The following is a 12840-nucleotide window of genomic DNA, read 5'->3' on the forward strand; positions in this document are numbered from 1 at the left end:
GCTCGGAAAATAGATAATCTGACTGAGAAATCAGGATTTCTCGTCAGATTCCTAATTTTCAGTCGCTTTCTGGTCGCTCTTTGTATCATAAACTATGTCTATCCATATTGCTGCTAAGCAAGGTGAAATTGCTGATAAAATTCTTCTTCCTGGGGATCCTCTTCGTGCGAAATTTATTGCTGAGAATTTCCTTGAAGACGCTGTTTGCTTCAACGAAGTTCGTAACATGTTTGGTTACACAGGAACTTATAAAGGTCACCGTGTATCTGTCATGGGAACTGGAATGGGGATGCCATCAATCTCTATCTATGCGCGTGAGTTGATTGTCGACTACGGCGTGAAGAAATTGATCCGTGTGGGAACGGCTGGTTCTTTGAACGAGGATGTCCATGTTCGTGAATTGGTCTTGGCACAAGCTGCTGCAACCAACTCAAACATCATCCGCAACGACTGGCCTCAATACGATTTCCCTCAAATTGCTAGCTTTGATCTTTTAGACAAGGCTTACCATATTGCCAAAGATCTTGGTATGACCACTCACGTTGGCAATGTCTTGTCATCAGATGTCTTCTATTCAAACTATGGTGAAAAGAACATCGAGCTTGGTAAATGGGGTGTGAAAGCTGTAGAAATGGAAGCAGCAGCTCTTTACTATCTTGCTGCTCAACACCATGTGGATGCGCTTGCTATCATGACTATTTCAGACAGTTTGGTTAATCCTGATGAGGACACAACTGCTGAAGAACGTCAAAATACTTTCACAGACATGATGAAAGTTGGTCTTGAGACTTTGATTGCAGACTAATGGCAAAATTCTTTCATGATGAATGGCTCTACGATCTCCAAAATTATCACTACAGCCGGGCTCTGCGCTCTATCAAGCAGCAGGAAGAAGTACCGGATTTGTTGGTGAGCTTACTGCAGTTAATGGCGGAGCGTCGTGAGCTTAATATCCAACCCGTCATGAATCAAAAGTTGAGAACCGAGTTGCTAGAGGCGACTGGTTTTCAGCTTTTTTGGCATGAAGATCCAGAAGATGAGCAGTTGGCTAACTACCTCTATGACTTAGAGGCGAAGTTGCGAAATGAGCAGATTATTGACTTTGTTCGTGCCGTCAGCCCAGCCATCTATCGGATCTTTATGCGATTGATTCAGTTGAAAATTCCTGATATTACCAACTATATTCATAACTCCAAAGAATCCAGTTATGACCGTTGGAAGTTTGAGAGCCTGCATGCGTCAGAAAACCCTATCCTGCAGCAATTTCACAGTGAAAGTGTGGTCAATTCGTCCAGTTTGACGGAGTTGATTGTGCAGTTGGATTTGCCAGATACCGTCAAAGTTGCGGCCCAGCAATTGCGGGAGTTAGAAAAATCAGTTCGCAACCCCCTGGCCCACTTGATCAAGCCCTTTGATGAGGAAGAGCTCCATCGGACGACGGGTTTCTCTTCTCAGGATTTTATGAAGAATTTGATTGACCTTGCAAGCTACACAGGCATCCATTATGATCAAACTAATTTTTATTTTGATCAGGCCAATGCTGTGATGGAAGAGCTACTAAAGGAGAAGTAGATGGATAAGATTGCTCAACTACAGGAGATGATTGATCAGAGTCAACGGATCGTGTTTTTCGGAGGGGCAGGAGTTTCCACGGAGTCAAATATTCCAGATTTTCGAAGTTCAGACGGTGTCTATAGTGTTCAGGTGGGGCGGCATTTGACAGCTGAGCAATTGGTCTCCCATACCATGTTTGAGCGCTATCCTGAGGACTTTTTCGACTTTTACAAGAAGTACTTGCTCTACCCTGATGCCAAGCCCAATGCTGCCCATCGGTATCTGGCTTGGCTGGAAGAGACTGGTAAGCTCATGGCAGTGGTGACGCAAAATATTGACAGTCTCCATGAAATGGCTGGTTCTAAAAACGTTTTGAAGCTCCATGGTAGTGCTGATCGCAATTACTGTACGGGTTGCCAGCGTTTTTATGATTTGGAAGCTTTTTTAGCTTTGGAAGGCCCGGTTCCACACTGTCTGGACTGTGGCGAGGTGGTCAAGCCTGATGTGACCCTCTACGAGGAGCCTCTCGATATGGACGTCTTTAGTCAAGCTGCCCAAGCCATCCAAGAAGCTGATTTGCTGATTATCGGTGGTACCTCTCTTGTGGTCTACCCAGCAGCCAGTTTGATTCAGTATTTCCGAGGGAAGAAGCTGGTTGTCATCAATAAAACCAGTATCCCACAAGACAAGCAAGCAGACCTAGTTATCGAAGGAAAAATAGGCCAAGTATTTTCACAATTAAGACAATAAAAAATATCTGAGTGAACATGGATCACTCAGATATTTTATTACTTATCAAACTTCACTTCCTCAAGCAAGTACTCGATGAATTTTTCTCCCATTTTTGAGAGTGCTGTTTTTTCATGTTTGATGTAGACCAGCTCGATCGGGTCTTCGATATCAAGGGGAATGGAGACGATGTTATTTCCGTTGAGATTGCTGTTGAGAATCCCGGTCGCAATGGTGTAGCCATCCAGACCGATCAAGAGATTAAAGAGAGTCGCTCGGTCACTGACGACGATGGATTTCTTATGATGCTCTTGCGAGAGGATCTCTTCTGAGAAGTAGAAGGAGTTGTGGGTTCCTTGGTCATAGCTAAGGTATGGGAAATCTTCCAGATCAGATAAGTGAACGATCTCTTTCTTGGCAAGAGGATTGCTCTTGCTGACAAAGATATGAGGTTGCGCTGTAAAGAGGTGGGTGGCAATCAGGTGATTATCATCCAGCATCTTAGAGAGGACATCCCGGTTGTAGCTATTTAAAAAGAGTACGCCAACTTCGCTTCGGAAATTCTTGACGTCATCGATGATCTCCCAAGTCCGCGTCTCCCGTAGGAAGAGCTCGTATTTTTCCATGTCGCTTTTCTTCAATAGTGAAACGAAGGCCTCAACCACGAAGGCATAGTGCTGTGAAGAGACGCTGAAAAGCTCACGAGAACCCACAGGATTTTTATAGCGCTCGGACAAGAGGTCGATCTGCTCCACCACCTGGCGGGCATAAGAGAGGAACTCCATCCCATCGCGGGTCAAAGTGATCCCTTTAGGATTCCGGATAAAGATTTCAATTCCCATCTCATTTTCCAAGTCCTTAACGGCATTGGAAAGGCTAGGTTGCGTGATGAAGAGTTGTTTTGCGGCCTCATTCATAGAGCCGGTTTCGACGATTTTGATAATGTATTGTAATTGTTGTATTCTCATGCTTTTATTTTAACATAAAATAGCGCGTTTTTCCCGTAAAATGTGGTCTTTCAAGGACTGTATGAGAATAAGACAGGCTGAGGTAGGTAATAGGAAGTAGGCTAGATCAAATAGTTAAAAAATAGAAGATTGGAAACAAAATCTACATCTGGGGACTGATTTTGATGGAAAAATACAGTTTTGCCTTGCTGAAGGTAAGATCTGATTGATAGAATGGTAAAAAATTGATTGAGGAGATCTTATGAAAAAACTCGTTTCCTGGTATAAGAAAAAGGATAAGGAATTGGAAACCCATTTCACAGCTGGTCTGTTGCAGATCAATTTTGTGACCAATGCTCTGATTCTATTGGCCTTTTACATCTATTTGGTTATTAGTCAGTCGCTCTACGCAATAAAGGATCCATTCATTCAATTTAGTGTTTGGGAGGTCATTGCCTTCACCATGGAGATCTTTCCTTACGGTTTGACTCTGGCCCTCTTTGTCCCCAATATTTTTGTCATCATTTATGGGATTGGTCGGTGGTCTAGCCTCCAGTTCAAAGAATCTGAGGAAGAAGCTCTCAAAGATCCAGAACTGTTTGAGGATAGAGGGCCAAAAGAAGGAGAAAGGACAAGAGAAGATGACGCATTCCTTATGAAGGAAAAGCAGGAATCACCTAGTCCTAAGCCTGTCAAAAAGAAAAAGCAACAGCCTACAATTGTTCTTTGGTTTGGTCTCTTTGGTTGCTTTCTCGAAGCGATTTTCATTTACATCGTCAAGGAGATGACTTTTTACGATTGGAGTGAAAGTTTGATCAATTCGCAGAAGCATGCCCTGATCTGGTCTGGCGCCTATCCGACCTTCTTCACACTGGCAGCTCTTACTTTACTAGCCTTGATTATCTATTCCTACCGGGATGCGAATTCACTCTCGCCGTTAGCAAATGTTTTCTGCATTAGTGGCATTCTAGGAGGAGTGGTTCTTCTCTTAGTTTTTGATAATCAACTGCAGGTAGCAAGTTTTCACACCTTTTTCTTATTGATCTATTCCATTTATCTCTTGTGGGTTCGTATTAAGGAGTGGCAGGAAGATCGAACAGAGATAAGCTATGAGAATCGTCTGCTTCAATGGTTCCATCAGCTCTTAAACAAGTCGCGTAACTGGCCATGGCTAGCAGTTCTTGTTGCCCTTCCAACCCTTGCTCTTGTTGTCCTCGTTCTCATGCTCTTTGGGCAGCAGCCGGATTCCATGATCAAGGCATGGACCAATACAGCTGACTGGGCCTTCTCACAGAAGATCCCTCCTCAGAATCTTATCATTGATGAGCACTATCTCTGTACGGTTGCGGCTGGTGGCCATGAAAATGTTGTCAAGCCCCAGCGGATGGGCGTGCGCCACGGTCATCCAGTCGTTGTCAATCGTCAGCTCTGTATTGCCAATGCCTTTGAGCAGGTGCTAGAAGAAAAGACGCCACGATTCCATCGCTTCTTGCGTCGCAATTATGACCGTTATGGCTATCCCTTTGCCAAACATATCAAGAAGAAATGGGCTATGGACCTGATCTACTACCTGATGAAGCCCTTGGAATGGCTTTTTCTACTGGTTCTTTATCTAGTCGATCGCAAACCGGAGAACCGAATCGCTATGCAATACATCAAGCCGATTCCAGAAGATTTTGATCCTAAGAAAGCTTCCTGAGTTACTGATTTTACTTGACAAGCGAGAAGGAGCGCGATATAATGAGACAAATTTAACCTTTAAGAGGTCCAGAGAGGCCTGCAAGGAAAGACAGAAAAAAGATCAGCGGACGGTGTCTAGCTGATCATTTGTAGGGCCTTGCTTTTGCGAGGTCTTTTTTGCTGAAAGAAAGAAGAGGATTTCAATGGTCAGTGACAGTTGTAAAAAACGCTTTAGTAAAATCATGATGGAAGAGATGGAGCTGGTTGCTCAAGAGGAGATCGCCCCACGCATCTATTCTATGATCTTGAAGGGGGAAATGGTGGCGCAGATGCTTCCAGGTCAATTCCTTCATATCCGCGTCCCCGATGGGTCCAAGCTCCTTCGCCGTCCGATTTCAATTTCTGAGATTGATCCTGAGACACAGACTTGTCGCTTGATCTACCGCATCGAAGGTGGGGGGACAGCTATCTTTTCCCAATTGCCAATCGGTAGCAAACTCAGTGTCATGGGGCCTCAGGGAAATGGCTTTGATCTCACCAATCTCGGTCAAGGTCAGAAAGCCTTGATCATCGGTGGCGGTATCGGTGTTCCTCCTTTGGTCCAAGTGGCCAAACAACTCCATGAGCAAGGGGTGGAAGTTGAAGTGGTTGTCGGCTTTGCGACCAAAGAAGCCGTCATTTTGGAAGAAGAGCTTTCTCAGGTGGCTCATGTCACTGTAACGACAGACGATGGGACTTATGGCACTAAAGGCTATGTCTCAACAATTGTTGATTCGATGAACCAGGAGTTTGATGCTATCTATTCTTGTGGAGCACCTGGCATGCTCAAATATGTCAATACCAAATTCCATGACCATCCCCGCGCCTACATTTCCATGGAATCGCGTATGGCCTGTGGGATGGGGGCTTGCTACGCCTGTGTGGTGCATTTGGAAAATGAAAGCCAAGCAGCCAATAAGCGCGTGTGTGAAGATGGACCGGTCTTTGAAACTGGTACGATTGTGATGTAGGGAGGAAAGTATGACAAGTAATCGATTAGCTGTATCCTTACCAGGATTAGACTTGAAAAATCCCATTATTCCAGCTTCCGGCTGTTTTGGCTTTGGTCAAGAATATGCCAAATACTATGACTTAGACTTGCTTGGATCCATCATGATCAAGGCAACAACTGCTGAGGCTCGTTTTGGTAATCCAACGCCACGTGTCGCTGAGACGCCTGCAGGCATGCTCAATGCTATTGGGCTCCAAAATCCAGGCGTAGATGTGGTCCTAGCAGAAAAACTTCCTTGGTTGGCCCAACATTATCCAGAGCTTCCAATTATTGCCAATGTAGCTGGCTTCTCCAATGAAGAGTATGCAACGGTATCTGGCAAGATCTCGCAAGCGCCAAATGTCAAGGCCATCGAGCTCAATATCTCTTGTCCAAACGTAGATCATGGCAACAATGGTCTCTTAATCGGACAGGTTCCAGAGTTGGCTTATGATGCAGTAAAAGCAGCGGTAGAAGCTTCCTCCGTCCCTGTCTATGTCAAGTTAACGCCTAGTGTAGCAGACATCACGCAGGTCGCAAAAGCAGCAGAGGATGCAGGTGCGACCGGCTTAACCATGATCAATACCTTGGTCGGCATGCGTTTTGACCTCAAGACTGGTAAGCCCATCATTGCCAATGGAACCGGAGGCATGTCGGGTCCAGCCGTTTTCCCAGTTGCTTTGAAACTCATCCGCCAGGTTGCCCAATCCACTAAACTTCCGATTATCGGAATGGGAGGTGTCGATTCAGCCGAAGCAGCCATTGAAATGATGATTGCAGGGGCCTCTGCGATTGGAGTTGGAACCGCTAATTTTACCGATCCTTATGCTTGTCCAACCATCATCGAAGATCTGCCGCAGGTCATGGATCGCTATGGTATTGACACCCTTGAGAACTTCCGAAAACATGTACGGGAAAATCTACTGTAAATCCTTGACTTTTCCCAAATATCGTACTACAATAAATAAAAACCTTTAAAGCAGTCCAGAGAGGCTCCTAAGGTCTAGACGGTGAATCATGGTAGTTTTTCCTACCTAATTTTCGTGTAACCTTGCCTCGGGCAAGGTTTTTTTGTGAATAAAATGATCAATCAAAAAAGGAGTAATCCATGCGTGAAGAACGTCCTATTATCGCCCTTGACTTCCCAGCTTTCGAGGATGTCAAACACTTTTTAGAGCATTTTCCTGAAGATGAAAAACTATTTGTAAAAATCGGTATGGAATTTTTCTATGCAGTTGGTCCTGAAATTGTACACTACCTAAAAGGGCTTGGACACAGTATCTTCCTTGATTTAAAATTGCACGATATCCCAAATACAGTCAAATCAGCTATGTCTGTATTGGGTACTTTCGGAGTGGATATGGTGACGGTTCACGCAGCCGGTGGTGTAGAGATGATGCGCGAAGCCAAAGCAGCTCTTGGTGAAGGAGCTAAGTTGGTAGCCGTAACCCAGTTGACTTCTACCAGTGAAGAAGACATGCGTGATTGCCAAAACATACAAACAACGGTCCAAGAATCAGTCGTTAATTATGCCCGTAAGGCGCAAGAAGCTGGCTTGGACGGCGTAGTATGTTCAGCCCATGAAGTAGCCTTGATCAAAGATGCCACTTCATCAGACTTTGTCTGTGTCACACCAGGGATTCGTCCTGCAGGAGCTGAAATCGGTGACCAAAAACGGGTTATGACGCCACAAGAAGCCCATAAAATTGGATCGGACTATATTGTTGTTGGACGCCCTATTATTCAAGCAGAAAATCCATGGGACGCTTACCATGAAATTAAGAGACAGTGGAATAGTTAAGAACGTCTAAGAAGCTGTGCTTCAAGACGTTCTACGGGAAGCCCGATAGGGCCTTCCCTAAACTATTCACTAGATTATGAGAATAAAAAGTATCGTTTTATTCTCATAATCGTCGGAACACTAATTGCTACTAAAAGTGAAAATTTTGTAGCTCTACGGGAAGTCCTACTGGACCTTCCCTAACGCGTTCACTAACCTGTAATGTTGTTGTTTAAATCTAAAAATGATTTAATTCGTATATGATTAAAATCGTAAAAAAGGAGTCGTCATGTCATTAGCTAAAGATATTGCTAGCCATCTTTTGAAAATCGAAGCGGTTTATTTGAAACCAGAAGAACCTTTTACTTGGGCATCTGGGATCAAGTCCCCAATTTATACCGATAACCGTGTAACCCTCGCTTATCCTGAAACTCGTACCTTGATCGAAAATGGATTTGTAGATAAAATCAAGGAAGCTTTCCCTGAAGTAGAAGTGATTGCAGGTACAGCAACTGCAGGAATTCCTCACGGAGCCATTATTGCGGACAAGATGAATTTGCCATTTGCCTACATCCGTAGCAAACCAAAAGACCATGGTGCTGGAAACCAAATTGAAGGCCGTGTACCACAAGGTCAAAAGATGGTCGTAGTGGAAGATTTGATTTCTACTGGTGGATCTGTCTTGGATGCTGTCGCAGCTGCCAAGCGTGAAGGGGCGGACGTTCTTGGTGTGGTTGCCATCTTCACCTACCAATTGGAGAAAGCCGATAAGAAATTTGCGGAAGCTGGCGTTCAACTTGAAACCTTGTCTAACTATACAGAATTGATTCATTTGGCAGAAGAACAAGGTTATATCACTTCTGAAGGTTTAGAGTTGTTGCACCGTTTCAAGGAAAACCAAGAAACTTGGCAAAATAAATAATAGGACGGAAGCGTTTCTAACGCTTCTTTTTTATACTATTTTCACTAGTTGGTGGTTAACTTGAATCTCAAAGTAAAATCCGGTATGATAGTAGTAATTGTTTTTATGGATGAAGGAAAAACTATTTTTAAGGGAGAATAAGATGACAAAAGAACATTATTTGCAAGTGAAGAAGGAATTTAAAATTAGATTTACAATTATTATCGTCCTAGGTATAATTGCTAGTGTATTTTATATTCAGATATTGCTTAGCCACTCTCGTGAAGTGCCCTTTTTTATAACCTGTCTTGGAACTCTCACCTTCATCAATCGGTCATTGATTGCACCTTTCTTTTATGAGAAAAAAGCAGCTGAGAAGGAACATCCAGAATGGAAGAATTTATCAACAAAAGGAGTAGAAATTCCTCAGGAAGAAATTCAAAAACGAAATGGGATATCGATCCTATCTTTCATCATTGTAATTGTTGGATTCTTCATGTTATACCGACCAGCTCCAAAAACGGATGTAGGAACTGAGGTAATAAAAACTAATAGCGAGATCCAGTCTGTGCCAGAAAGTTCGACAGAAAAAGAATCTAGCACAGTCTCTAATTTAACCCCGAAAGATGTTCAAACTTTACAAGAATTGAAAGAAGAGATTGAATCCAATGCTCCATCAGATTCAAATTCACTAGATATAAACAAAGCAAAAGATTTTGCAGAAAAAGCGCAGCAACAGAATTGGTTGAAAAGGGGAGAATAAAAATTTTTCAAGGGATTTGAAACCAACTAGTTTATGTGAAAGGGTAAAAAAATCAATGACAGTAACAATATTCTGGCTTAGCTTGGGCATTCTGAGCCTTGTTTTCTTGATCATGCTGCTCATCTTTTACACCTTGTATCGTCGTGAAATAAAAGTGAAAACAGAATCAACCGCAAAAGTTCTGGGAGAAGTAGTTGCTTTTGATTCCAAAAATCAACTGCTTATTTCCCTGCCTGTGGTGGAGTATCAAGTTGGGGGCGAAAGATACCAAAAGACCTTTACCTACGCTTATTTCAGAGAGACTTCTTCTAAGTCAAGACAAACCAATGTTTTCGATAGAACCTATGTTCTTGGAGCCGGCAAAAATCTGGATTTGCGGATGATATTCCCAATCGGGTCTCCTATGACAGTCTTTTATAATCCAGTCGACCCACAGATCGGTTTTGTCGAACGATATGCTGGCTTAGTCGGTTTCTATAAAATCGGAATGATTCTAACGGTTGGAATTTATCTTGTATTATTATGTATTTTAATTCTAGTATTTTAGGTCTGTTAGTTAAGGTTAAGAGTTAAAAATTGCTTCGATAAAATGAGTATGTTTATAAATTACATTTTAGAACAACTTTTCTTTTCACTTTACAGTTGATAGTCAGTCCAAAACAGCAGAAATGCTGTTTTTTTGATATAATGGAGCTATGTTATCGAAAAGTAAACGTATTCTATTTGGGATGCTTCATGTTGTCATGTTGCTAGTGATGGTCCACTGGTTCTTGATCAGTGTGACCTATCTGAGAGAGATTTCATGGCTAGCCATTTTAGGTGCTGGGTTGCTATTTCTGCTAGCCTGGCTGAAACGCGATGGGCTAAAGAGTGCCTTTGCTTGGTTGACTCGGCATAAAAAAGGCTTCTTGCTTGGAGCGGTTGTCTTTCAGTTGATCGTTATGGTCTGTGCGGAGCTCTTGATCCGTCGGGATGCTGCGGTTGTTTTCAAAGGGGCTTTTGATCTTCTTAAGCAATCCTCTATCACTAACTACCTCAGTCGCAATCCCAATAACATTCCGCTCTTTCTTTACGAGAAGTTTTTCTATGTCTTATTTGGCTCTAGCGGTCTGTGGGTCATGCAGGCTCTCAATATCCTCTATGTCAATCTGGGTGCAGTCCTCTTGTACAAGCTGTCCCAGAAGCATTTCAATCAAAAAACGGCTGATCTGGTCTATCTCTTCTATGTGAGCTTGATCTGTTACTCGCCTTATTTCTATTCCATGTATACGGACATTCCGCCACTTCCTTTGATCGCTCTTCAGTTATGGTGGGCTTTGGATCTATTAAAGGAAGATCAAGCAGTCTCCTGGAAGAAGATTGTTGGCTTGGGGATCTTATCTGGCGTATCCATGTTGATCCGTCCAACGACGATTATTGTCATGATTGCCTTTTGGGCTGTGCTCTTTTTCAGAGGAAATTGGAAGGCCTTTAGAAAGATTGCTACGGTGACGGTCTTGACGACGGGCTTTGTCTTTGCAGGATTGAATACAGCGGTCAATCATCAAACAGTTGTACCGATCTTGAAACAAGAAGGGCTGGCAAAAGGACCGCTCTTGTTTATCAATCTGGGCTTGACAGATATGGGGCACAACCAAGAAGATATGAAAGAAGGCTTGTTGGCCTATATCGATGAGGATAAGCGCTCGGATTACAACAATGGCCTCTTTAAAAAAGAAAATGTGATCAAAGAAATCAAACGCCGGCTCAAGGAATACGGACCGTTCGGTTTGATCGGGCATATCTACTACAAGCAAACCTTGACGGTAGCAGAAGGGACCCTCGGTTGGCTTTACCGAGATGTAGAGTATGAGAAGACGCCTTTTATCAATCCTCTATATGCACCTCTGACTAAAAATAATGGTTTGGCAAAATGGGTGCGGACCTATTTCCTCAGCATTGATCGACCGCAGTACAAGTATTATGAATTTGTCAAGCAGCTGATCTGGATCGTCCTATCGGCTGGTTTGGTTGGAGCTTATCTCAAACGTCGAGATACAGATGATTTTAACTTCCTTTCCTTAGCGGTCTTTGGTGGTTTGCTTTTCTTAACCATCTTTGAAGGTGGGAAGACCCGCTACCTCATCCAATTCTTACCGCAAATTTTACTAGTCGCTTCGATCGGTCTAGCAGGATTTACCAAGAAAGAAAATACATAAAAGCTCCTGCTTGTTTGACAGGCAGAAAAAGAGGTTGGACAAAATTATCCAGCCTCTTTTTTATCCAGTGGATCTGCGCCAAATGTGGTATAATGGAAGGTAAGAATTTATTGGATAGCGGAGAGTTTCCATGCAGCATTCACCCTGGCATGAAGCCATCAAATCCCATCTTCCAGAAGGGTATTTTCACCAGATCAATGACTTTATGAATGAAGTCTACAGCAAAGGAGTGGTTTATCCACCGTGTGACAAGGTCTTTAAGGCCTTGCAGATGACAGAGATGGATCATGTCAAGGTCTTGATCTTAGGGCAAGATCCCTACCATGGACCGGATCAAGCGCAGGGCTTAAGTTTTTCTGTTCCAGATCATGTACCAGCGCCGCCTTCTTTGCAAAATATTCTCAAAGAATTGCGCTCAGATATCGGAGAGAAGCGTTCCCATGATCTGACCTCTTGGGCAGAGCAAGGCGTGCTCTTGCTCAATGCCTGCTTGACGGTGCCTGCTGGTCAGGCCAATGGCCATGCAGGACAAATTTGGGAGCCTTTCACAGATGCTGTGATCAAGGTGGTCAATGAGTTGGAGGAGCCCGTAGTCTTTATCCTCTGGGGATCTTATGCCCGTAAGAAAAAGCCTCTGATTACCCACGATCGGCATTTGGTCCTTGAATCTGCTCACCCAAGTCCCTTATCGGCTTACCGAGGATTCTTTGGTACCCAACCCTTTTCAAAAACTAATCAATTTTTGACAGAGGCGGGACGCGAGCCAATTGATTGGTTAAGATAGGAGAAAGAAATGCCACAATTAGCAACGATTTGTTATATCGACAATGGGAAAGAATTTCTCATGTTGCATCGCAATAAAAAGCCCAATGATGTCCATGAAGGTAAATGGATCGGGGTTGGTGGAAAATTAGAACGCGGGGAAACCCCTCAGGAGTGTGCTGCGCGTGAGATTTTTGAGGAGACTGGCCTTAGAGCCAAGCCAGTTTTGAAAGGGATTATTACCTTTCCGGAGTTTACTCCAGATTTGGACTGGTACACCTATGTCTTCAAGGTAACAGATTTTGAAGGAGAACTGATCGAGTGTAACGAAGGGACCTTGGAGTGGGTACCTTATGATCAAGTCCTCTCAAAACCAACCTGGGAAGGGGACCACACCTTTGTCGAGTGGTTGTTGGAGGATAAACCCTTCTTTTCAGCAATGTTTCGCTATGACGGCGACCGCTTGTTAGAGTCGCATGTTGATTTTTATGAATAA

14 protein-coding genes are annotated in these 12840 nt (G+C 43.4%); 13 read left to right on the plus strand and 1 reads right to left on the minus strand.

Features of this window, described 5'->3' with window-relative positions; translation table 11 throughout:
- Positions 1-94 precede the first annotated feature (94 nt).
- Genes deoD through I2F76_RS02705 form a run of 3 tightly spaced genes read left to right on the plus strand, consistent with a single transcriptional unit; the run spans position 95 to position 2304 of the window.
- Positions 95-805 carry a purine-nucleoside phosphorylase gene (gene deoD / locus I2F76_RS02695; RefSeq protein WP_003007097.1) on the plus strand — a complete coding sequence of 237 codons (711 nt, stop codon included), beginning with the start codon at positions 95-97 and terminating at the stop codon, positions 803-805.
- Positions 805-1572 carry a hypothetical protein gene (locus I2F76_RS02700; protein ID WP_195487175.1) on the plus strand — a complete coding sequence of 256 codons (768 nt, stop codon included), beginning with the start codon at positions 805-807 and terminating at the stop codon, positions 1570-1572. The genes deoD and I2F76_RS02700 overlap by 1 nt, the downstream gene beginning before the upstream one ends.
- On the plus strand, positions 1573-2304 hold the full coding sequence (locus I2F76_RS02705) for an NAD-dependent protein deacylase (RefSeq protein ID WP_195487176.1): 732 nt from the start codon (positions 1573-1575) through the stop codon (positions 2302-2304).
- Between the two features lie 38 nt (positions 2305-2342).
- Here the strand turns inward: I2F76_RS02705 and I2F76_RS02710 are convergent, their stop codons facing one another.
- Positions 2343-3251, minus strand: a complete 909-nt coding sequence (locus tag I2F76_RS02710) for a LysR family transcriptional regulator (RefSeq protein WP_031575788.1) — start codon at positions 3249-3251, stop codon at positions 2343-2345.
- Between the two features lie 241 nt (positions 3252-3492).
- Between I2F76_RS02710 and I2F76_RS02715 the strand changes: the two genes are divergently transcribed.
- From I2F76_RS02715 to I2F76_RS02760, 10 genes are all read left to right on the plus strand, one after another.
- The gene (locus I2F76_RS02715) at positions 3493-4929 is read left to right on the plus strand and encodes a DUF6688 domain-containing protein (RefSeq protein WP_195487177.1); all 1437 of its coding nucleotides are present in this window, start codon (positions 3493-3495) and stop codon (positions 4927-4929) included.
- A gap of 184 nt (positions 4930-5113) precedes the next feature.
- Complete coding sequence (locus I2F76_RS02720; RefSeq protein ID WP_195487178.1) at positions 5114-5920, plus strand: dihydroorotate dehydrogenase electron transfer subunit; 807 nt, start codon at positions 5114-5116, stop codon at positions 5918-5920.
- Positions 5921-5930: 10 nt separating this feature from the next.
- Complete coding sequence (locus tag I2F76_RS02725) at positions 5931-6869, plus strand: dihydroorotate dehydrogenase (protein ID WP_195487179.1); 939 nt, start codon at positions 5931-5933, stop codon at positions 6867-6869.
- 179 nt (positions 6870-7048) lie between these two features.
- Positions 7049-7741 (plus strand): orotidine-5'-phosphate decarboxylase, encoded by a 693-nt coding sequence (gene pyrF, locus I2F76_RS02730; protein ID WP_003011715.1) that lies wholly within the window; start codon positions 7049-7051, stop codon positions 7739-7741.
- 268 nt (positions 7742-8009) lie between these two features.
- The gene (gene pyrE, locus I2F76_RS02735) at positions 8010-8642 is read left to right on the plus strand and encodes an orotate phosphoribosyltransferase (RefSeq protein WP_003003338.1); all 633 of its coding nucleotides are present in this window, start codon (positions 8010-8012) and stop codon (positions 8640-8642) included.
- A 142-nt stretch (positions 8643-8784) separates the two neighbouring features.
- The gene (locus I2F76_RS02740) at positions 8785-9384 is read left to right on the plus strand and encodes a hypothetical protein (RefSeq protein ID WP_195487180.1); all 600 of its coding nucleotides are present in this window, start codon (positions 8785-8787) and stop codon (positions 9382-9384) included.
- Between the two features lie 55 nt (positions 9385-9439).
- A complete protein-coding gene (locus I2F76_RS02745; RefSeq protein ID WP_023917987.1) occupies positions 9440-9931 on the plus strand; it encodes a DUF3592 domain-containing protein in 492 nt (163 codons plus the stop codon).
- A 148-nt stretch (positions 9932-10079) separates the two neighbouring features.
- The gene (locus tag I2F76_RS02750) at positions 10080-11582 is read left to right on the plus strand and encodes a glycosyltransferase family 39 protein (RefSeq protein ID WP_195487181.1); all 1503 of its coding nucleotides are present in this window, start codon (positions 10080-10082) and stop codon (positions 11580-11582) included.
- Positions 11583-11712: 130 nt separating this feature from the next.
- Entirely contained in the window at positions 11713-12366 is a 654-nt protein-coding gene (locus tag I2F76_RS02755) for a uracil-DNA glycosylase (protein WP_195487182.1), read from the plus strand.
- A gap of 9 nt (positions 12367-12375) precedes the next feature.
- Entirely contained in the window at positions 12376-12840 is a 465-nt protein-coding gene (locus tag I2F76_RS02760) for an NUDIX hydrolase (protein ID WP_003003493.1), read from the plus strand.

Source organism: Streptococcus parasanguinis (assembly GCF_015557775.1).
Taxonomy (GTDB): domain Bacteria; phylum Bacillota; class Bacilli; order Lactobacillales; family Streptococcaceae; genus Streptococcus; species Streptococcus parasanguinis_AA.